Below are 20,878 nucleotides of genomic sequence, written 5' to 3'. Positions count from 1 at the left end.
TCATCACTGAAGAATGATGGTGCCGCCCAGATGGCTGATGACCGCTCCCGTGGGTTCGGCACTTCTTCCGAAGCGCGATAGGATGAAGTCGCTCTTCCTGCCCTCGACGCTGTGCAGGGTCGGGTGAAGGTCTGCCGGATCTCTGCCGTCCATCGTCAGGAGTGGAGAGAGGTCGAACCGCGCCGTCCAGGTCTCGCCTTCGACGTTGAGAAACTGCCCCTCGAGGGAGAGCGTCACGCTTGTCGAGGAACTCCTGACCGTGTGCGATTTGTCCTGATCGAAGTCGAAGGCGAAATCGTTGAGGATCGTGATCGTCTCGGCCCGAATGATGTCGAGTTTCCTGAAGACGAGGAATTCCGGTTTCTGGATTTCAGGAGCACGGGAGGCGGGTTCCGCAGAAACGTCGGAGACATCGAGACTGGTTTCCACCGCCTTGGCCCGCGCCGTTTGGCTATAGGCGGTCACCTTCTCGGCGCTCAGAGGCCCTACAACGGCGACGATCATGAGAACGGCCCCCGTAAGCGGGACGAGGCGGATGTCGAAGGGCCGCCGGACGAGGGCGGACGCCGCGAGGAAAATCGCGCCGATGATGATCAGGATCAGCCAATAACGTTCCTCGGTGACGCCATAGGCATCGACGCGAATGGCGGTCGCGTGCGTCAGCAGCACCAGAGGGATCAATGTGCTCGCGAGCCACGAGCGGCGGAACACGGACCGGACCCTTGCCAAGAATGCGCGGGGGCCTGACGCGAGGAGGTAAGTTCCGTATCCGAGCGTCAGATAGAGCGGGACGATCGTGCCGATCTGCCCTTTCGGCAATTCGCCGGCAACCGCGATGCGTAGGGCATAGAGATGGAGGACCGCGCCGAAAACCAGGATCAGAGGGATCAGCAGAGCGTCTGCCAAGACGGTGACGGCGCGCAGCAGAATATTGTCGTGATCCTCCTTGATCGCACCGATCGTGACGGGCGCCACGAGAGTCAGCCAGAGCAACGGAAAGGCGAAGACAATGACGCCGATGCCCAGCGTCATTTCGAATTTTTCGACGGGCCACCCCAGCAAGGTGTCGATGGTGAAGAACACGATTGCGCCGCCTGCGAGAACGACGCCCAAGGCGATGAGGCTGATGGCGAGACTGGCAATGAGATGGGCATTGGCGAGCCAGAAGCCGCTCACCCCGCGCCGCGCGGCGATGCCCGCCGTGACCGACATGAGACACACGAGTGCCAGGAGGAGAGGCGGGACCGTGTAGTCTCGGAACTCGAACCAGAACAGAAGCGAGAAGCCGATCAGGAATCCCGCGCCCTCGGCGAGAATACGGGCCCGGACACTTTGTCCGGCTGCAGCAAAAGCCGCGATGACGGCCGTGAAGAACGACAGGATCAGCGCAAACGGGACATCATCGAACTTCCCGGAGAATCTCTCTATCCACTGGCTGCCGAAAATCGCGACAAGAATGCCGAGGGTCGCAAGGCTTGCGGCCAGGATGGCGAACGGGAAGCGGCGAATGGCGAGCTCGAGGTGAGAACGAGCGGACGTCGAGAGCAGGGACATTTACGCGGATCGACTCTTTGTGTGATAAAGTTACTTTATCCATTGGGTGCCGGCTGGAGCAAGGGGCTTTCGTTCCTTGAGAGCCCGTGAGAGAACAACCTCCTCGGTCTGCCTCCGAGCCCTCCACTTCCGATCCGGCCCATTCCATGCTCAAGCCCGATACCCTGGCCCTGACCGTCGTTCTGGCGCTGCTCACCGCGCTCGGTCCTCTCTCGACGGACATGTATCTGCCGTCCCTGCCGGCGATCGCGGCGGGCCTGCAGGCGACCACGGGGCAGACGCAGATGACGTTGTCCGCCTTCCTTCTGGGCTTCGCGGCGGGGCAATTCTTCTATGGGCCGGTTTCGGACCGCGCCGGACGAAAGCCCGTGCTGCTCTTCGGACTGGGGCTCTTTGCGGTCGCGAGCCTCATCTGCGCGCTCGCGCCCAGTATCGAAATCCTGATCGGCGCCCGGTTTCTCCAGGCGCTCGGCGCCTCGGGTCCCATCGTGCTCGGACGCGCCATCGTGCGCGATTTCTACGAGGGGCCGCGCGCCGGACGGGAATTGTCCCGCATGGGTACGATCATGGGCGTCGTGCCCGCGCTCGCGCCGGTTCTCGGCGGCCTGATCGCGCAATTCTACGAGTGGCGGGCCACCTTCGCCGTCATGCTGATCTGTGGCATCGCGCTGGCCGCGACGGTCCTGCTGCGGCTGCCGGAGAGCATCCGGGTGAAATCCAATGCGCCGCTCTCCTTCGCGGCGATCCTGAAGGGATTCGCTGCGCTGCTGCGGCACCCCGCCTATCGCACCTATGTGAGCTTTTCCATGCTCGCCTATGGCGGGCTCTTCGCCTTCATCTCCGGCTCGTCTTTCGTGCTGCAGGAGATGTACGGCCTGGATGAGCTGGCCTTCGCCTTCTCCTTCGCCTTCGTGGTCATGGGCTACATCACCGGCACGTTCCTGGCGCAGCATCTCGTCGGACGGCACGGGCTCGACGGCACGATCCGGTTCGGCGTGACCAGTCTCGCGATCGGCGGCGCGCTGATGTTCGTGCTCGTCCTCTCCGGTGTGCCGTCGTCCTTCGCCATCACCGGACCGATGGCGATCTACGCCCTGGGCGTCGGCCTCACCATGCCGCAGGCGATGGCCTCGGCCATGATGCCGTTCCCGGAGCGCGCGGGAGCGGCCTCGTCCCTGCTCGGAATCTGCCAGATGACCTTCGCGGCGATCCTCGGCATCGTCCTCGGCCAGAATCTCGGCGGCTCCGCCCTGCCACTTCCCGCCATCATCGCGACGACGGGCGTTCTGGCTCTGGTCCGCTTCCTGAGCACCGGACGGGCACGGCGGGGATAATCAGTCCGTCATGGCATCGGAATGACAAAGCCCAGCCGCGAGTAGCGGCTGGGCTTGAAACATCGGACGTGCAATCGCCCCCTGTCCGATGCTCTGACGAGAGGCGGCTTCTTCGGCGTCAGACGACGAAGAAGCTCTCGTACGTCAATGCGGGCTTCAGGCCGTTTGGATTGATCGTGGCGATCAGCACGGGAGCGACATCCCGCTTGAGGCCGCTGGCGCCGTCCGCATCGTAGTAGAGCTTGCCCGTGGCCTGATCGTAGATGATACGGTCGTCCGCATCGCGGGCCGCCGTGCCGACCACGAAGGCATTGGCGCTCAGGACACCAAGGCCAAGGCCCGTGAAGGCCGTGTGAGACAGAGAGATCCGGTCTCCTTCGATGACGCTGAAGTCCAGGATTGCGTCCGCATTGCTCTTTGTCGGAACCACGTCGAAGACGAAGACATCCGCCCCTGAACCGCCCGTCAGCTCATCACGGCCGTCGCCGCCGTTCAGGATGTCGTCTCCATCCATGCCGTTGAGGACGTCGCTCTGGCTGCCGCCGAGGAGCAGATCGTTCGCCCAGGTTCCGGTCGCGTTCTCGCGGCTGACGTCCTTGACCTTGATCGTGATAGTCTGGGTCGTCGTCGCCATCCCGTCGCTGACCGCGACGACGATGTCGAACGAGCTGTGCTGCTCGTAATCGATGACGCCTTTGACCCGCAGCTCGTTGTTGACGATCTCGACCTTTCCGCCGGCGTTGTCGAGCAGAGAGTAAACCAGCGCGTCTCCGTTGGCATCGATGGCGGATAGGGTGCCGATGAGCGTGCCGAGACCGACGTTTTCCTGAACGAGCGTATTGGACAATTTGATGCTCGTCGGAGCCTTGTTGACATCCGCGACATTGATCGCGATGTCGCCGGATGCCGTTCCGCCGCGCCCGTCCGAGACCACCACCGTGTAGGTGAAAGTCGTGTCCTGCGACACCTGGATGAGGTTCGAGTCGCGGACCTTGACGGCTCCGTTCACGATCTCGAACCGACCGTCATCGCTGACGGTGCTGCCGTTGCTGAACGTGTAGGTGAGCGCGTCGTGATTGGGATCCAAGGCGGAAAGCGTGCCGACTTGAGTTCCCGTCAGGACGTGATCCGTGATCGAACCGCCGATGAGGGTGGGGACCGTCGGATTCTCGTTCACCGTGTGCACGGAATAGACCCGGCCGGCAAAGGTCGGGCCGACCGATGCACCGGCCTCATCCGTCACGGTGATGTAGAAGTTGGTCTGCTCGATGCTGCCGTTCGGCGCGTCGGGACGGTCGGTCGGGTTGAATTGGAGGGCCCGGACCGCCGCCTGAACCTGATCAAGGGTTCCGGTGATGGTGAACACCCCGGTCGCCGCATCGTAAATGCCGCCATCGACGGGCACGAGAACGCCCTTGCTCGCCGTATCAAGGGTGATCCGAACGGTCAGGACGTCGCCTGAGTTGGTGTCATTGATCGTGACACCGCCGAAGGGGGCGACGAGATTCGTGTTCTCGTCGTCGCCGATCGTGCGATCCGCATAGGAAATCGAGAGCGTGGGAGCCCGGTCCGCGGCAACGGAGTCCACCGAGATGTTGGAGTTCGATGTTCCAGACAGGCCCTCGCTGTCGAGGACCCTGATGGTGAAGGTGGTGTGCCAGACGGCCCCGACCGCATCGTAAGGACGGTCGAGCGGGTTGAACTGCAGCGCCCAGATGGCGGCGGTGACCTGCTCGGCCGTGCCCGTGATCGTGTAGGTGTAGGTTGCCGGATCGTAGCTGCCGCCGCCCAGATTCTCGAACGAGCCGACCGTGTCTCCCCTGACGCCCGTGTCGATCAAGATCGATACGGTGACGCTCGGGCTGTCGTCCGTGACCGTCACGGTCGAGAAGGGCGACACGAGGCCCGTGTCCTGGACGGTCAGGGTGACCGGCTCGGAGGCGCCGTCAATCACGGGAGCCTGATTGCTGCCGCTGCCGACGCTGCCGTCGCCGACCAGGATGATGTTCTCGATATTCGCGAGCTTGCTGCCATCGAAGTTCCTCACGGAGACATAGGCGGTGTCGTTGCCGCCGGTGAGACCGTCCATTTCCATCGGCAGATCGCCGAGATCGTCGATGTAATAGACGTCGTCGCCCAGGCCGCCGATCATCGTGTCATTGCCGTCGCCGCCGCGCAGGATATTGGCCTCGTCATTTCCCGTCAGACGGTTGTCGAGGGCGTTGCCGGTGAGATTGACTATAGCCGGGCCTTTTGCGACCGCATGCTCGATCCATGTGTCGAGAGTATAATCGATCCACGTCTCGACAGTGTCGATCCCGCCGTTCTCATCCTCGACGATGACGTCGGTCGCAGAGTCGCGCCGATACAGATCGTTGCCGGCGCCGCCGATCATCCTGTCGGTGTAGCGGAATCCGTAGCCATCCAGAGTATCGTTGCCGTCGCCGCCGATCAGGGTGTTCGATCCGTACGAGCCGACCAGAAGATCGTCTCCCGATCCTCCGTCCAAAGTGTCGTTGCCATTGGCGCCGTAGAGCCTGTCGTTGCCGGCGCCGCCGCTGAGCGACACGGAATTGGCCCCCGCCGAGATGGTATCGTCGAAGGACGTTCCGATCAGGGTTTGGATTTTGATGACCTGCTGGGTCCAGCCAATAGAGCCGTTCAGGAAGACGGAAACATACCCGGTGCTCCCCAGCGTGGCATTGATCTTGCCCTTCGTGTAGTTCTCGTAGCTGAGGACTGTGCTGGCATTCCCCCAGATCGTATCGTTTCCGCCCGACCCATAGACCGTGTCTGCACCGGAAGTGGCGGTCACATAATTGTCGCCAGCGCCCGTGTAGATGATATCGTTACCGAGGCCACCGTCGATGTCCAAGGGCATGTTTCCAGCCTGGATCGTGTCATTGCCGCTGCTGCCGAAAACGCGGTAGACGGTCAGCAGGGTGTCTTCCCCCTGGCCGGTCGCTGTTCCGTTCCCGGAAGCGCCGAAAGTGACGTTGACCGCAGAGCTCCCGAAGAAAGCAACGCTTCCGTTGGAAAGGACGTCGTTCCCCGCGCCACCCGAAAGGGTGTCGCGGTATCCGCTGCCGACGAGCGTGTCGTTCCCCTCGCCGCCATAGAAGATCCTCGCGGTCGAGGAGCCCGCAGCGTAGATGTAGTCGTCGTTGACGGAGCCATACACCCCCTCGATCCCGGCATAGGTGTCGAGATTGCCCCATGTATCGGTTCCGGTCATGGACTGATAGGTCATGGAGCCGAGCGTGAGCGTCGTGTTGCTGAGGTTCACGACGATGCCCTGGCTTCCCGTCTCGGTCTCATAATGGACCAAGTCGAAGCCGTCGCCTCCATCCAGGAGGTCGCCCCCGGCTCCGCCGTAGAGCTGGTCGTTGTCGTTCTGGCCATAGAGCTGGTCGTCGCCCTCGCCGCCGCGGAGGGTGTCATCGCCCCAATCGCCGTAGATCGTCTGGGACGACGTGCTGGTCTCGTCTCCCAGGTCGTTGTCGAATTCGTCACCCTGGATGACGGACTGGACCTGAACGCCCGCGATCGTCATCGAACCATCCTCGGCCGCCACGGACAGGATGTCGCTCTCCGCTGCTTCGAGATTCAGTTGAGCGTCTTTGAGAACGCTCTCAAGATCAGACCTATCCATGAAAGCCCCCTTCATTCGGCTGTGATCCCGGACGGTTCTCCGGGCTGGATAGATCAGCTCTAAACTATCAGGTTTCAGCCTCTACTCTCCAAACAGGGGGGCTTCCCGGCGCCTCCACTGATCGCAGAGACGCCAAGTTTGCGAAATATCGTTTCACGACAAGGAGATTCGGAGAGGCTGCCGAGGGAATGACTCTTTTGCAAGACGCACTTGCGAAAAAGCAGATCAGGCAATCTGTCGCCCCGCCCTATCGCTCGGACCTCCGGTTCCGAGCGGTGGGGCCACAAGGTCAGGTCATGGGATTGGTCCGATGCGCTAGAGCATCGGGCCCAAAAGTGGATCTGCACTTTTGGAATCTATCCGATGCTCCCTCTAAAGGCAGCGCATCGATTATACGGAAAACCGGGTCCACTTTTCACTGACGTGGCCCAGCGGGTCGCTGCGCGGCCCGCTGGGTCCGTACGATGCGCTAGGCGGCGGCCTCGGCGAGGATATCGGCCGCCCGATGGTCGCCAGGGACGCCGTCGATCAGGATGACGTCTCCTTGGGAATTTCCGGTCCGCAGGGGCAGAATTTCGCGATAGGCGGCGGAGGCGTACCAGTCGCGGGCGCGAGACATGTCCGGGAATTCCACCACGATCAGGTCCCCCGACCATGCTCCTTCAAGCCGCTCCACAGGGCCGCCATGGATGATGAACCGGCCATCGAACGGAGCAAGCGTCGCGTCGATCTTCTCAAGATACGTGACGATCTCCGGTCCCATGACGACATCGTGCAGGCGGGCGACGGCATAGGCTGACATGGCATGCTCCTTTGGCTTGACGATGAAGCCAGCATGCCGCCTTTAGGGAGGCGTGGCGATTACCTCCGAGGTCATGAGGAGCGCTCAGGCATAGAGCTTCGTCATGCAAATCCGACGTGAGAGCTGCCTCAAGCCCTGTTGCGGCAAACCTGATTTATTATAAATATATTACATAATTTCGACAAGGGAGTGGCACAGGCGTGAGCTACGACTACATGTTCTTCCGACCTACCCACCGGCTCATCTCTCACGAGGAGATCGATGAAGATACGATCATTCCTTTTGAATCGAGCAAAGAGATCTTAGTGCTTTTGCAAAAAGTCTATCCAGGCGCATCCGTCGATGCCGAAGGTGATGGCTGGCTTGATCCTGTTGAATATGCCGGTGCGCTCCACTTTTCCGATGAAGAGCATCGTGTCTTCCATGTTTCCCACCTCCGGCGGGATGATGTGCAGAAGCTCTGCAATGTACTCGGGTTGAATGCCTTCGACGGTCAGACGATGGAGTTGATCCAACCCGAGTAGATTTTTGTCATTTCAAAGCCCGAAAAGCTTCTCGAAGAAGTTCTTCTCGCGGCTGACCCGGCGCTGCGGCTGAGGCTGCGGCTGGACCCAGGCGGTGTCGCCGTTCCCGGCATTGGCATAGCGCGGATCGGCTCCGGAATCCGCGACGGGCACGTCGTCGCGGAAGCGTTCCATGCCGGGCAGCGACACGGGCTGCTTGTCCTTCAGGGCGACCTTCATGAAGCTGTGCCACACCTCCCTCGGCAGGTTGCCTCCGCTCACCTTCTTGGTGAGCGCGCCATCGTCGTTGCCGAGCCAGACGCCCGCCACGAGATTGCCCGTGAAGCCCACGAACCACGCGTCCTTGTAGTCGTTGGTCGTTCCGGTCTTGCCGGCCATCGGCCAGCCCGGGATCTGCGCGGCCCTGGCCGTGCCGATCACGAAGGTGTTGTGCATCATCTCGTTCATCATCGCGACCGCGGACGGATCGATGACGCGGCCAAGCGCTCCCGCGGAGGCAGGGCGCTTGTAGACGATCTTGTCGTCGAGCGTTTTGACCTCGGAGATCACGTAAGGCGTCACCCCGGTGCCGCCATTGGCGAAGGCCGCATAGGCGCCGACGAGTTCGAGCGGCGTGACTTCGGACGTGCCGAGCGCGAGCGAGCCGTTCGCCTGGATCGGCGAGGTGATCCCGAGCCGCTGCGCGGTCTGCGCCACGTTCTTCGGCCCGACCTCCATGTTGAGCTTGACGGCGATGGTGTTGAGCGAAAGGGCCAGGGCGTCGCGCAGGGCGACGGGGCCGCGATACTTGCGATCGTAGTTCTGCGGGTTCCAGCCCTTGTAGCTGACGGGGCCGTCCTCGACGACCGTGTCGGGGGTATAGCCCCGCTCGATGGCCGTCAGATAGACGAAGGGCTTGAAGGACGAGCCCGGCTGGCGGCGGGCGGAGGTGGCCCGGTTGAACTGGCTCGATTCGTAGTTGCGGCCGCCGACCAGGGCCTGGACGCCGCCATCGGGCCTCATGGCCACGAAGGCGCCCTGGCTCACGTTGAATTTCTGGCCCTTGGCGTTGAGCTCGTCCACCAGCGCGTGCTCCGCGGCGGCCTGCAGCTTGGGATCGATCGTGGTGAACACGGCGATGTCCGTGTCGATCGTGCCGACGAAATCGTCGAGCACGTCCATCACGTAATCGGCCGCGTAATTGGCGGAGCCCGCCCCGTTCGGGCGCACGGGCTCGGCGGGCTGGCCGAGCGCGGTCTTGGTCATGTCCGGCGTGATGAAGCCGAGCTCGTTCATCGCCGCGATCACGAGCTGAGCGCGGGCCTTCGCGCCTTCCGGATTGCGGTTGGGCGCGAGCCGGGAGGGCGACTGCACGAGGCCCGCGAGCACGGCGGCCTCCGAGAGGGAGACGTTGCGCGCGGATTTGCCGTAATAGCGCTGTGCGGCCGCCTCGACCCCATAGGCGCCGGCGCCGAAATAGACGCGGTTGAGGTAGAGTTCGAGGATCTGGTCCTTCGAGTAGTTGCGTTCCAGCCAGAGCGCGAGGATCGCCTCCTGGATCTTGCGCGAGGCGGTGCGCTCCTGGGTGAGGAAGAGGTTCTTGGCGAGCTGCTGGGTCAGCGTCGAGCCGCCCTGGGTGAGGCCGCCGCGGGCGAAGTTGCGGTAGACCGCGCGGGCGATGCCCATCGGGTCGATGCCGAAATGGTCGTAGAAGCGCCGGTCCTCGATGGCGACGAAGGCCTTCGGGAGATAGGGCGGCAGCTCCTTCAGGGTGACGGTGCGCCCGCCCGTCTCGCCGCGGTTCGTGATCAGCGAGCCGTCGCCCGCCATGATGGCGATGTTCGGAGGACGCTTCGGAACGGTGAGCTGGTCGATGGGCGGCAGCTGCGAGGCGTAATAGGCCACCACGCCGCCGACGGCGATGACGCCCCAGAGGCCGAGCACGACGCCCGCATAGACGAGCTTGCCGAGGAACGAGCGGCCCTTGCGCTTGGATTTTCTGGGACGGGAGCCGCGACGCAGGGGCTTGTCGCCGTCGTCGCGCCTGGAACTCCGCCGTTTCGCCATGGATGATCCCCCTGCCCGGTCTTCGGGCGAGAGGTGAAAGTCCAGCTCCCCCGCATCGGCGGCTGGCGCATCGAAAACCGGCTCCCGCCGGTCACGTCCGTTCGCCACGTCTCTTCTAACCCCGCATTCGTTCGATGCCGGTTCGATTCCGGCCTTCACGCTCTGGAGCACTCTAATTGTGGCGGTTTAAGGGGCGGTTAAACCCTGAAACATTGGAACTGCCGAGGTCGCACCGCGTTCGCTGCCCTATGAGCGCTTACGTCATCGTGATGGCGGGCTTCGGGGTCGTCGTCCTGCTGACGGCCTGGCTCCCCATGGTTCTGAAGGAACTGCCCCTGTCCCTGCCGATCTTCTGCATCGGCTTCGGGGCGCTCATCTTCGCCATACCCGACCTGCCGGGGGTCATGCCCCATCCCATGGAGCAGCTCCCCCTCGTCGAGCGGTCGAGCGAGCTGGTCGTGATCATCTCGCTGATGGGTGCGGGCCTGAAGATCGACCGGCCCTTCGGCTGGAGGCGGTGGACCTTCACCTGGCGGCTGCTCGGAATCGCCATGCCGCTGACGATTCTGGGGCTCGCCTGGCTCGGCTACAGCCTTCTGGGCCTGAGCGTGGCCTCCGCGGTTCTGCTGGCCGGGGCCCTGGCGCCGACCGATCCGGTCCTGGCGAGCGACGTGCAGGTGGGGCCGCCGAGGAGCGGGCAGGAGGACGAGGTGCGCTTCACGCTGACGTCCGAGGCCGGGCTCAACGACGGCCTCGCCTTTCCCTTCGTCCTGCTCGCAATCTTCCTGGCCCAGGAGGCCAGCGTGACATCCCTGGCCGAATGGTTCGCCTATGCGGTGCTGTGGAAGATCGCGGCCGGCATCGCCATGGGCTATGCGGTGGGACGCGTCCTCGGCTGGCTCACCTTCCATCTGCCGAACCGGGCCAAGCTGTCGCGCACCGGTTCCGGCTTCGTGGCGCTGGGCATCACGTGCCTGGCCTATGGCGCAACGGAGATCGTGAGGGGATACGGCTTCCTCGCCGTCTTCGTGGCCGCGCTGGCGCTGCGCGCCACCAAGCGGGAGGATTCCTATCACGAGAAGCTGCACGATTTCGCCGAAGAGCTCGAACGCCTGCTCATGATGGCGCTTCTGGTGCTTCTCGGCGGGATGATGACCGGCGGGCAGCTCTTCCGGGCCTTGAACTGGGAGGCGGTGATCTTCGGCTTGCTGGCGCTGTTCGTGATCCGGCCGCTCGCCGGCTGGATCGGCCTCATCGGAACCAAGCCCCCGGCGGGAGAAAGGCTGGCGATCAGCTTCTTCGGAATCCGCGGGCTCGGCTCGATCTATTATCTCGCCTATGCCCTGGGGCATCAGGAATTCGACCAGGCGGACATGCTCTGGAGCACGGCGGGCTTCGTCATCCTCGTGTCCATCGTGCTCCACGGCATCACGGTGACGCCGGTGATGCGCCGCCTCGATCAGCGGCGAAGTCTCGCGGCGCGAATGTCGTGATCATTCGGCCGCGAGCGGCAGCTCGCCCGTGTCCGGATCGGCCTCTGCGAGATCGTGGATGCGGCGCAGATCGCTGACGAAGGCCTCGTAGGCCTCGCGCTTCGTCGCCTCGTCGGGCAGGCGCAGCAGATAGCTGGGATGCACCGTGACGTAACCCCGGTAAGGGCCGAACTGAGCGCGCCCGCGCGAGCGGGAAATGGGCGTGGACTTGCCGGTCAGGGCGAGAAGAGCCGTTCCGCCGAGCGCCACCACGAGCTTGGGACGCACCAGCTCCAGCTCCTTCATCAGCCAGGGCCGGTAATGCTTCACCTCGCCGGTGGTGGGCTTCGCATGGATGCGGCGATGGCCGCGCTGCTCGAATTTGAAATGCTTCACCGCGTTGGTGAGATACGCCTTCGAGCGGTCGATGCCGGCGTCCCGCAGGGCCTTGTCGAAGAGCTTGCCGGCCGGTCCAACGAAGGGGCGCCCCTGCAGGTCCTCCTGATCGCCGGGCTGCTCGCCGACGAAGACGATGTCCGCATGCTTCGGCCCTTCGCCGAACACCGCCTGCGTGGCGCCGGGCACCAGCGGCCCCGCCTTCGCGATGATGGCGTTGAGCTCTTCGAGCGTCCTGGGCTCCTGATCCCACATGGCCTCGAGGGCGCGTTCGGGCGTGCGTTTGGCAGGCATGGTGGCCTCCTGTTCGATCATGGCGTCAACGCGCTGGGAGGCGCTTTGGATCAGACCCGGGATGGACGCGGTCTCCGGGAGGTTGCGCCAATATTTCTTCGGCATCTCGGCGCGCATGGCGGTGGGGTTTACCCGCGCGGGGTTGAACACGCTCTCGTAATAGCCACGCCAGCCCTCCTCGTAGCCGTCCTCCGCCGGGGCATCCTCGCGCCGCCCGGGCGGACCGAAGCTCAGCTCCCGCCGATCCCAGCGCATGGAGCCTATGGGCGTCAGAATCGTCCAGTCGAGGGAGCGGAAGCGGTCGATGAAGAACGGAGCCGAGGCTTCGAGAATGAAATGCTCCGGCTCGTACCAGGCGGCGAAGCGTTCGAGATGCTCGGCTCTCATGCGCCGAAAGCGCACGAAGGCGTACATCTTGTGGAGGTCGCGGCGGACGGCGCGGGCCATGCTGTCGATGCGATGCACGAGCGGATCGCTCGCGATCTCCAGAAGATCGCGCTCGCCGTTCAGGACGCGCCAGACGAGCTCGTAGAGCAGGGCGTAGCGCTCCGGGTCGGCGTGGCACACGCCAAGTTCGATGAGGCGCGCCACGCTTCTCGGCAGTGAAACCGGCGGCGCATCGCGCAGGGCGTCGTCGCCGAAAAGGCCCGGAGCCTCGTCGAGCGACCAGACGATGTGCTGCGGTGCGAGCTCCTCGAAGGTCAACCAGCGCACGGCGCGCCGAAAGCCGTCGAGATCCGCGTGGTTCTTCAAGGTGATTCGGTGCAGGCTCATGCGAACAGGCTCAGTTGGCGGGGCTTCTCGATCAGGCGTTCGCGCAGGTCCTGCCGGTCGAGATTCGCCTTCGGATGATGATCGACGGTGACGAGGAAAGGCTTGGCGCGCCTGAGGCCCGAGGTCAGGCGCGCCACGTCTTCCAGCCGCAGCGCGGTGTGCCGCCGCGCCGTCACGATCTTGTCCACCGCGCGGGCGCCGAGGCCCGGCACGCGCAGCAGCATCTCGCGCGCGGCGCTGTTCACGTCCACGGGAAAGAGCTGGCGGTTCTTGAGCGCCCAGGCGAGCTTGGGGTCGATTTCGAGGTCGAGCATGCCCTTCTCGCCGCTCGCCGCGATCTCCTCCGCTTGGAAGCCGTAATAGCGCATCAGCCAATCGGCCTGGTACAGCCTGCTCTCGCGCAGCAGCGGCGGCGGCTTCAGCGGCAGGACGGCGCTCGAATCCGGAATCGGGCTGAAGGCGGAGTAATACACGCGCTTCATGTCGTAGCGGCCGTAGAGCCTGGCCGAGGTGCGCAGCACCTGAGTATCGGTCGTGTCGTCCGCGCCGACGATCATCTGCGTCGTCTGTCCCGCGGGCGAGAAATGGCGGCGCTCCTCGCGCGCTTCCTCGATGCGCTCGAACATCTGCGCCATGGCGCCCTCGATGGATGCGCCGTCCTTCTCCGGCGCCAGCCGCTCCAGGCTCTTGTCCGTCGGCAGTTCGAGATTGATGGACAGGCGATCCGCCCAGAGACCCGCTTCCTCGATGAGCCAGGGGCTCGCCTCCGGGATCGTCTTCAGGTGGATATAGCCGCGAAATCCGTGCTCGCGGCGCAGCTTTTTCGCCACCAGCAGCATCTGCTCCATCGTGTAGTCGGGTGAGCGGATGATCCCCGACGACAGGAACAGGCCTTCGATGTAGTTGCGCTTGTAGAACGCGAGGGTGAGCGTCACCACCTCGTCGACGGAAAACTTCGCGCGCCTCACATTGGACGAGCGCCGGTTCACGCAATAGGCGCAGTCGAACAGGCAGTAATTGGTCAGAAGGATCTTGAGCAGGGAGACGCAGCGCCCGTCCGGCGTATAGGCGTGGCAGATGCCGGCGCCCGTGGTGGAGCCCAGGCCGTCGATGTCGGCCTTGCGCCCGGGGGCGCCGGAGGAGGAGCAGGAGGCGTCGTATTTCGCGGCGTCCGCCAGGATCCGCAGCTTTCGGCTCAGCTTTTCGTCCATGGAATCAGAGGTCTTCCGCTGGATTGTTCGTGATTTGTTCTAGCATGGAAATGGGCCGATTCGGAAACGGACCGGGCGAGGCGGAGGGTCGCACGGACAGGAATCCGCCCGTGGCGGGACATGGGGCGCTCGTCGGTTCTCGGTTCTGCCGAGGGCGCCATGGCCGTTCGGCTGTCCGGCACGCCGCCTGTCAAGAACTGCAAAGAACTAAAGCGTATTAACCCTCAATAACAGGGGCGCGGAAAGACAATCACATTGCAATGAAACGTGTTCCCGACCACGAATACTCGACCAGTAATCGTGGCGTTTCATATCGAACGGAGAAAAGAGGGTCGCCGCCCATTCCGGGTGCTGAAAGCAGGCTTCCCGTTCGGACAAAAGGGTGTGATGCCTGGAGGACCATTAAGATGAAGCCTTTTAAGAGTCTTCTCCTCGGAACGATGGCGGGCCTCGCCACCGTCGCCGGGGCCCATGCAGCCGATATGCCTGTCGCAAAAGCTGCTCCTGTCGAATACGTTCGTGTCTGCTCCACCTACGGCAACGGATTTTTCTACATTCCGGGGACGGAGACCTGCCTGCGGGTCGGCGGCCGTGCGCGTGCCGAGTACCTGTCCAGTTCCACCTATGATCGCGACCAGGATGCGATCGGTTTCTACATTCGCGGCCGCATTCAGCTCGACGTCCGCACGGCGACCGCCTACGGCCTGCTGCGCACGTTCGTCCGCTACGAGATCACCCGTCGGACGGGAACGCCGTTCAACCTCTTCGGCGGAACGGCTGGCGTCAGCAACGGCATCCCAAACACCGGAACCATTTCCACGTCGCCTCAGGTTGCCGAAGCCTTCATCCAGTTCGCAGGGCTGACCGCCGGTCGCGCGGTTTCGTTCTTCTCCGACGGTGACCTGCCGACCGAGCACTTCGGCACCTTGCGGTTCGACGACGCCCCCGACGTGAACCTGCTGGCCTACACCTTCTCCTTCGGCAACGGCTTCTCGGCGACCCTGTCCCTCGAAGATCCCGACGACCGTCGCCTGAGCGGTTTCATTCCAGGGGGAATTGCCGCGACCCAGCTCTTCTATGGGGGCGACCGCATGCCCGACGTTGTCGGCAACATCAAATATGTGGGAACCTGGGGGAACGCTCAGCTCTCCGGCGCGGTCCATCAGCTCAGAAGCCTGGCTCTCACCAACCCGATCGGCGGACCCGTCATTTTTGGTCCGGGCATCGCCGACTCGATCCCGGATACCGAATACGGCTTCGCCGTCGCGGGCTATTTGAGCTTCAAGCTCCCGCAGCTCGCCGCGGGCGATGCCCTGTGGCTTGCCGCGACCTATACGGACGGGGCCCTCGCCTACATGAACGGCGGTAATTCCGTCACCGCCATCGACCCGATCAACGAGCTCGGCGCGTCCGGCGCGGTCGGCATGGTCGACGCCTATATCGATCCGGTCACGGGGGACATCAAACGCGGTCGCGGCTGGTCCATCGCCGGCGGCTTCCGCCACTACTGGTCGCCGGAGGTCCGCCAGTCGATCTTCGGCTCATACATGCGGGTCGAGTACGGAGGCGGCGCTTCCGCGATCGCTCCAGGCGGGTTCTCCGTGGGCCTTACCGACTTCAACGAACTGCGTCTTGGATCGAACGTCATCTGGTCGCCGGTGTCCGGCCTCGATCTCGGACTCGAAATCATATACGCCAAGATCGATCCCCGGGGCGACGTGTTCGTTCCGTCGAGCGTCGCGGAGCTTCCCGGGACCATCAAAAACTCTTCGCATGCGTGGGAAGGGCGAGTGCGCGTGCAGCGCGACTTCTGAGCCGCCTTCGGCAGGAACGAGCGAAACCCCGGCGCAGACCGCCGGGGTTTTTGTATGCAATCCCCGTGATCACAGGAGCGCGATCACGGGTGTCGACGAGGAACACCGATCCGGGGATCCCACTTGGTTTCATAGCCCTCGAAAGGAGGCGCGCATGACCAAAGCTCTCTTCACAACTCTCACCGCTACGATGTTCGGTGCAGTCCTCGCCCTTGCTGGATCCGTCACCGACTCCCACGCACAAGTCCAAACGCCCGACAACACCGCTGCGCTGCTCAAGACGGCGCAATACGCGCAGCAGGCTGCGCCGCACCATCGAACGGTCCACCAGAGGCGCGTGAGCCGCAGGACGATCATCGAGGAAGAGCCCATCACCACGGGCTCGATCGGTGTACCGCCGATGACCGCGCCCTATCCTCCGTCCCAGGAGTGGCCACCCTGTCTGGAAGGACCGCCCAGGTGCACGGCCGCGGGCTATCCCAATCTCGGCTATATCAGGCGCCTGGAGGGATACCCGTTCTAGAGGAACCGCCGGCCGGCTCGCCCCGGATATGTCACACCGCAGGCGAGCCGATCGAGGCTGCTCGGATGCTTCCGGTCGTGGGCGGGGTGTACGAGCGAAGCTGAACGCCGGAAAACAGGACGTTCACGGGAGCCTTCTGCAGACTTCGGCATTCTGAAGAAGCCGGCCTGATCATGGCCGGCGAACAGAAGGAGGATACGATGCGTCCATCCCATCTCGCAGCCATCACGGCTCTCGGTCTGCTGTTGGCCTCACCCGTTCTGGCGCAGACCGCCGCGCCCGGCACCAGCGCTCCGGCCAAGCCGCCCGCAAGCACGGCCGCACCGGCGCCCGCCGCGAAGCCCATGCCCGGCACGACCTCTTCCGTCAGCAAGCTCATCGACATCAACACGGCTTCCAAGGACGATCTCGACAAGCTGCCCCAGATCGGCTCCGCCCGGGCCGAAGCGATCATCAAGGGCCGCCCCTACAAGGCGAAGAGCGATCTCGTCGACAAGAAGATCATTCCTCAGAATGCTTATGATGCGATCAAGGATCGCATCATCGCGCACCAGAAATCATAAATCCCGCAAAGAGAAAGGGGCCCGTCAGGGCCCCTTTCCCATGTCTGCCGCCGGGTTAGCGGTTGTACTTGAACTCGGGCATGCCCTTGAGCTGATCCTTGGTCATGTTGACCATGGCGTGGTCGGGCGCCGAGCGATCCGCGGTGGTGCTCGTACCGGCCACGGAACCGGTGGTGTTCGGAGCGGTCGCGGTGCCGGCCGTGCCGGTGGTCGTATTGGCGGCCGAAGCATTGGCGCGCGGCTCGTTCACGAACTTGACCTGTTCGTACGGAATGGCGACGTCATGCTCGCCCATGCCCAGGAAGCCGCCGACGCCAACCACCACGGCCTGGATCTTGCCGCTCTGGTCGACCAGCAATTCGCTGATGTCGCCGATCTTCTCGTTGTTGTTGTTGTAGACGTTCAGACCCTCGAGCTTCGAGGCGCGCCACTGGCCGGGCTGCATCTGCGTCATGGCGCTGCTGCTGCTCGTGCTGGACGAGCCGGTGGTGGTGTTCATCGCCGGGGCAGAGCTGGCCGGGGGGTTCGTCGTCGAGCTGGAGCCGGACGAGGTCTGAGCGAGAGCAGGAGCCGCGATCAGAGCCGAACCGAGAAGAGCCACTGCGAGATGTTTCACAACCATGAGTATTCCTCCTAAGCGTGAGAGTACGGCGTGAAGCGCCGCTTGGTGTCTCAACGGGCCAAGTGGGAATTGGTTCTGTCGATCGGCCCACAGAATCGCGAGCGTTCAAAAAAGATGGCCGGGACGAGCCCGGCCACGATGACGCAAATGCGGTCGATGTCACGCCAACGTGAACTCCATGGTGATCTCGGCGTTGAGTACTTTCGATACCGGGCAATTCTTCTCGGCCGTGCGGGCGAGTTCCTCGAACTTGGCGCGGTCGATTCCCGGAACGTTGGCATTGAGCGTGAGAGCCGATTTCGTGATCACGAACCCGCCGTCCTGCTGCTCGATGGAGACCACGGCTTCGGTGGACAGTTCCGTCGGCGTGAAGCCCGCTCCCTGCAGCTGGAAGGCAAGCGCCATGGTGAAGCAGCCCGCATGCGCGGCCGCGATCAGCTCCTCGGGATTGGTGCCTTTCTCGTTCTCGAACCGGGTCTTGAAGGAATAGGGGGTGGACGACAGCACGCCCGAATCCGATGTCAGCTGCCCGGAACCTTCCTTGCCCGTGCCCTGCCAGACGGCTCTTGCCTTGCGGTTCATCGCGATCTCCTTTGAAGGTTGACGGTGCTGATGTAGGACAAGGCTCACCGGACTCCAGCCTGGATCCCGCAAAACGGCTTCGTCGCTGCGTCAGCCTTCTCGAGTTCGGCCGAATGAGGCATGTCCATGGTTCCTCTCCAATCCCGCCTGCGGCCCAGGCTGTTCGGTTCGACTCTCCTGGCGATCGTCGTTTACGCCCTCCTGCCGCAGGCTTGGGGAGCGGTCTCGCGGTTCCTGGTGGCGTGGGATGTCGGCATTTTCTGTTACCTGACGCTGGCCTGGATCATGGCGGTGCGTTCGACCACCGCCAAGATGCAACGGCGGGCGGCCGAGGAAGACGAGAAGGCGGTGGTCTTCCTCATCCTGACCCTGTCCGCCGCTGTGACCAGTCTCGCGGCCATCGCCATGGAGCTGTACGGGATCCATAATGCAGGGCGGCAGGAGGTTTTCCGTCTGGCGATCGCAGGGGTCACGATCCTGTGCTCCTGGTTCTTCGTGCATACGATCTATGCCATTCACTACGCCCACGAGTATTACGGCGACGAAGGCGAGCGGAGGGGCTTGATCTTTCCTCACGACGACAAGCCCGATTATTGGGACTTCCTGTACTTTTCGTTCAATTTCGGCGCGGCCGCCCAGACCTCGGACGTGGTGATCATCTCCAAGCGTATGCGCCGCTTGAGCCTGTCGCATTCGATCTTGGCGTTCCTGTTCAACACCACCATCTTGGCCCTTGCCGTGAACGTGGGAGCGGGGCTGCTGTAGCGCATCCTGCGGTCTCCGGCACCGCTCTCGACGACGGCTCGTCCAAGCAGGAAGCTTCGCATCTCCATTGCCTTGCGTGCGTGAACGCCTCAGATTGATCCGATGTCCATATCCTCCCATTCCGCCGCCCCGACGATCGAGACGGAGCGGCTCCTCCTTCGCACGCACAGCATCGCCGACTTCACGGAAAGTCTCGCGCTCTGGCGCGATCCGGAGGTGACGCGCTTCATCGGCGGCAGGCCCTTCACCCAGGAGGAAATCTGGGGCCGCCTCGTTCGCTACGTGGGGCATTGGGCGCTCATGGGCTTCGGCTATTGGGCGGTCGAGGAAAAGAGCACCGGCCGTTTCCTCGGCGAGGTCGGGTTCGCCGATTTCAAGCGGAACATCGAGCCCTCGTTCGACGGCATGCCGGAGGTCGGGTGGATGATCGCGCCGCGCGCTCATGGCAGGGGCTACGCCACCGAGGCCGTGCGCGCGGCCATCGCCTGGGGCGACGCCCACTTCGAAGGCAAGAGGACCGTCTGCATCATCGACCCGGACAACTTTCCCTCGATCCGCGTCGCCGAGAAATGCGGATACCGCGAGCTGCTGCGCACGACCTACAAGGATCATCCGATGATCATGTTCGTGCGGGACAATCCGGAGGGTTAGGCTTCCGGATCGTCGCCCTCGCCGTCGACGACGCTGCGCGCCACGTCGAAGCGGAACCCGGCGCGGGCCATGGCCGCGAGGTCCTTGTCGCGGTAGGGCGCGCGCTCTCCGGGGCGATAGGGGCCGAGCCTGCGGCGGCGGGCGAAGGCGTGGGCCGCCTTCTCCTCGTCGTCCTCCTCGCCGTCGTCGAGCGCCGCGGCGATGGTGCCGCGGTCGACGCCCTTGGCCGAGAGCTTCGCCTGGATGGCGCGCGCCGAGCCGCCGCGACGGCGCAGGGTGGCCACCCGCGCCTGCGCGTAGCGCGTGTCGTCGATGAGGCCGGTGCGCAGGCTCTTGGCCACCACCTCGTCGATCATCTCCTGAAACTCCGCCGGATCCTCGCCGCGCAGGCGGCAGCGCTTGTCGACCTTGCGCTTCAGGACGCGGCGCAGGTTCTCGGCGGAGGAGGCATAGCGTTCGAGATAGGCGAGCGCAGCCCGCTGCAGATAGGCGGGCGTGACCTTTCTCGGGGGCTTCCGGACGGGCTTGTCGTCCGTCATACCTTGTCGGCCTCGGGCGGAAGGGAGGTCTCGCCCGGCTTCTCCACCTGACCCTTGCGCTGCAACTGGAGAGCCACGAACCAGCAGAGGGAGGCCCAGGCCGCGCCGACGGCCCAGCCGGCGAGCACGTCGCTCGGCCAGTGCACGCCGAGATACACGCGGCTCGCTCCGACGAGGAGGGTCAGGACGATGGCGAGCCCCATGATGAAGGCACTGATGCGGCGGCTCTTCTCCACCCGGGCGAGGAGAGCGCCCAGTGTCAGATAGGTGATGGCCGACAGCATGGCATGGCCGCTCGGGAAGCTCGCGGTGTAGACCCGCGTCGCATGCGGAACGAGGTCGGGCCGGGGCCGCTCGAAGCCGAGCTTCAGGCCCGTCGAGAGGAGCGCGCCGCCGACGACCGAGACGAGCACGAGCAGGGCGGCGGCGCGTTTTCCCGCCATCAGCAGATAGGCGACCGCCGCCGCCGTCAGCAGCGTGAGGATCGCGTAGCCGCCGAGTCCCGTGAAGTCCCGCGCGGCTTCCTCCAGCCAGCCGGGGCCGATGGGATCGGCGAGATTCTGAGGATTGCGCAGGGCCAGCAGAATGGTGCTGTCGAAGGCATGGGTCTCGCCCTCGAGAACCTCGCCGGCCAGGGCGATGAAGGCCCAGGCGAACAGGCCGCAGGCGGCCATGGAGACGAGCGGCCCGATTTCGTTCAGCCGGAAGCGAAGCCACAGGCTCCTGACGGGGGCGATGTATCTGTTCATGCCCGCCGGAA

18 protein-coding genes are annotated in these 20,878 nt (G+C 64.0%); 8 read left to right on the top strand and 10 right to left on the bottom strand.

The window, feature by feature from the left end; translation table 11 throughout:
- Nucleotides 1-3 precede the first annotated feature (3 nt).
- The gene (locus ACS5Q0_RS00680) at nucleotides 4-1,554 is read right to left on the bottom strand and encodes a DUF4153 domain-containing protein (RefSeq protein WP_473124673.1); all 1,551 of its coding nucleotides are present in this window, start codon (nucleotides 1,552-1,554) and stop codon (nucleotides 4-6) included.
- A gap of 86 nt (nucleotides 1,555-1,640) precedes the next feature.
- On the opposite strand from ACS5Q0_RS00680, the gene ACS5Q0_RS00675 reads away from it, so the two are divergent.
- Nucleotides 1,641-2,888, top strand: a complete 1,248-nt coding sequence (locus ACS5Q0_RS00675; protein ID WP_473124672.1) for a multidrug effflux MFS transporter — start codon at nucleotides 1,641-1,643, stop codon at nucleotides 2,886-2,888.
- A 118-nt stretch (nucleotides 2,889-3,006) separates the two neighbouring features.
- Here ACS5Q0_RS00675 and ACS5Q0_RS00670 read toward each other — a convergent pair whose 3' ends face one another.
- Nucleotides 3,007-6,540: a hypothetical protein gene (locus ACS5Q0_RS00670; RefSeq protein WP_473124671.1), complete on the bottom strand. Its 3,534-nt coding sequence runs from the start codon at nucleotides 6,538-6,540 to the stop codon at nucleotides 3,007-3,009.
- A 469-nt stretch (nucleotides 6,541-7,009) separates the two neighbouring features.
- A complete protein-coding gene (locus ACS5Q0_RS00665) occupies nucleotides 7,010-7,342 on the bottom strand; it encodes a DUF1330 domain-containing protein (protein WP_473124670.1) in 333 nt (110 codons plus the stop codon).
- Nucleotides 7,343-7,542: 200 nt separating this feature from the next.
- Between ACS5Q0_RS00665 and ACS5Q0_RS00660 the strand changes: the two genes are divergently transcribed.
- Nucleotides 7,543-7,866, top strand: a complete 324-nt coding sequence (locus ACS5Q0_RS00660) for a hypothetical protein (RefSeq protein ID WP_473124669.1) — start codon at nucleotides 7,543-7,545, stop codon at nucleotides 7,864-7,866.
- A gap of 12 nt (nucleotides 7,867-7,878) precedes the next feature.
- Here ACS5Q0_RS00660 and ACS5Q0_RS00655 read toward each other — a convergent pair whose 3' ends face one another.
- Nucleotides 7,879-10,020: a transglycosylase domain-containing protein gene (locus tag ACS5Q0_RS00655; RefSeq protein ID WP_473124668.1), complete on the bottom strand. Its 2,142-nt coding sequence runs from the start codon at nucleotides 10,018-10,020 to the stop codon at nucleotides 7,879-7,881.
- Between the two features lie 140 nt (nucleotides 10,021-10,160).
- On the opposite strand from ACS5Q0_RS00655, the gene ACS5Q0_RS00650 reads away from it, so the two are divergent.
- A complete protein-coding gene (locus ACS5Q0_RS00650; protein ID WP_473124667.1) occupies nucleotides 10,161-11,405 on the top strand; it encodes a cation:proton antiporter in 1,245 nt (414 codons plus the stop codon).
- On the opposite strand, the gene ACS5Q0_RS00645 is transcribed toward ACS5Q0_RS00650, so the two are convergent.
- Nucleotides 11,406-12,848 (bottom strand): UdgX family uracil-DNA binding protein, encoded by a 1,443-nt coding sequence (locus tag ACS5Q0_RS00645; RefSeq protein WP_473124666.1) that lies wholly within the window; start codon nucleotides 12,846-12,848, stop codon nucleotides 11,406-11,408.
- A complete protein-coding gene (locus tag ACS5Q0_RS00640) occupies nucleotides 12,845-14,059 on the bottom strand; it encodes a putative DNA modification/repair radical SAM protein (protein WP_473124665.1) in 1,215 nt (404 codons plus the stop codon). The genes ACS5Q0_RS00645 and ACS5Q0_RS00640 overlap by 4 nt, the downstream gene beginning before the upstream one ends.
- Before the next feature lie 407 nt (nucleotides 14,060-14,466).
- Between ACS5Q0_RS00640 and ACS5Q0_RS00635 the strand changes: the two genes are divergently transcribed.
- From ACS5Q0_RS00635 to ACS5Q0_RS00625, 3 genes are all read left to right on the top strand, one after another.
- Nucleotides 14,467-15,873 (top strand): porin, encoded by a 1,407-nt coding sequence (locus ACS5Q0_RS00635; protein ID WP_473124664.1) that lies wholly within the window; start codon nucleotides 14,467-14,469, stop codon nucleotides 15,871-15,873.
- 154 nt (nucleotides 15,874-16,027) lie between these two features.
- Nucleotides 16,028-16,396 (top strand): hypothetical protein, encoded by a 369-nt coding sequence (locus ACS5Q0_RS00630; protein ID WP_473124663.1) that lies wholly within the window; start codon nucleotides 16,028-16,030, stop codon nucleotides 16,394-16,396.
- A gap of 200 nt (nucleotides 16,397-16,596) precedes the next feature.
- On the top strand, nucleotides 16,597-16,959 hold the full coding sequence (locus ACS5Q0_RS00625; protein ID WP_473124662.1) for a ComEA family DNA-binding protein: 363 nt from the start codon (nucleotides 16,597-16,599) through the stop codon (nucleotides 16,957-16,959).
- A gap of 55 nt (nucleotides 16,960-17,014) precedes the next feature.
- Here the strand turns inward: ACS5Q0_RS00625 and ACS5Q0_RS00620 are convergent, their stop codons facing one another.
- Entirely contained in the window at nucleotides 17,015-17,413 is a 399-nt protein-coding gene (locus ACS5Q0_RS00620) for a PRC-barrel domain-containing protein (protein ID WP_473124661.1), read from the bottom strand.
- Between the two features lie 327 nt (nucleotides 17,414-17,740).
- Entirely contained in the window at nucleotides 17,741-18,163 is a 423-nt protein-coding gene (locus ACS5Q0_RS00615) for an OsmC family protein (protein ID WP_473124660.1), read from the bottom strand.
- 126 nt (nucleotides 18,164-18,289) lie between these two features.
- Between ACS5Q0_RS00615 and ACS5Q0_RS00610 the strand changes: the two genes are divergently transcribed.
- Both ACS5Q0_RS00610 and ACS5Q0_RS00605 read left to right on the top strand, forming a co-directional pair.
- Nucleotides 18,290-18,928, top strand: coding sequence for a DUF1345 domain-containing protein (locus ACS5Q0_RS00610; protein WP_473124659.1), 639 nt, complete (start codon nucleotides 18,290-18,292; stop codon nucleotides 18,926-18,928).
- A 102-nt stretch (nucleotides 18,929-19,030) separates the two neighbouring features.
- On the top strand, nucleotides 19,031-19,579 hold the full coding sequence (locus tag ACS5Q0_RS00605) for a GNAT family N-acetyltransferase (RefSeq protein WP_473124658.1): 549 nt from the start codon (nucleotides 19,031-19,033) through the stop codon (nucleotides 19,577-19,579).
- Here the strand turns inward: ACS5Q0_RS00605 and ACS5Q0_RS00600 are convergent.
- Nucleotides 19,576-20,118, bottom strand: coding sequence for a regulatory protein RecX (locus tag ACS5Q0_RS00600; protein WP_473124657.1), 543 nt, complete (start codon nucleotides 20,116-20,118; stop codon nucleotides 19,576-19,578). The two genes, ACS5Q0_RS00605 and ACS5Q0_RS00600, sit on opposite strands and share 4 nt — an antisense overlap.
- Nucleotides 20,115-20,867 carry a phosphatase PAP2 family protein gene (locus ACS5Q0_RS00595; protein WP_473124984.1) on the bottom strand — a complete coding sequence of 251 codons (753 nt, stop codon included), beginning with the start codon at nucleotides 20,865-20,867 and terminating at the stop codon, nucleotides 20,115-20,117. Before ACS5Q0_RS00595 ends, ACS5Q0_RS00600 begins: the two co-directional genes overlap by 4 nt.
- Between the last annotated feature and the right edge of the window lie 11 nt (nucleotides 20,868-20,878).

The sequence above is a fragment of the Microvirga sp. HS2 genome, assembly GCF_055792805.1.
The sequence above is the reverse complement of the archived record's forward strand: the minus strand, read 5'-3'. Positions and strand labels throughout refer to the sequence as shown.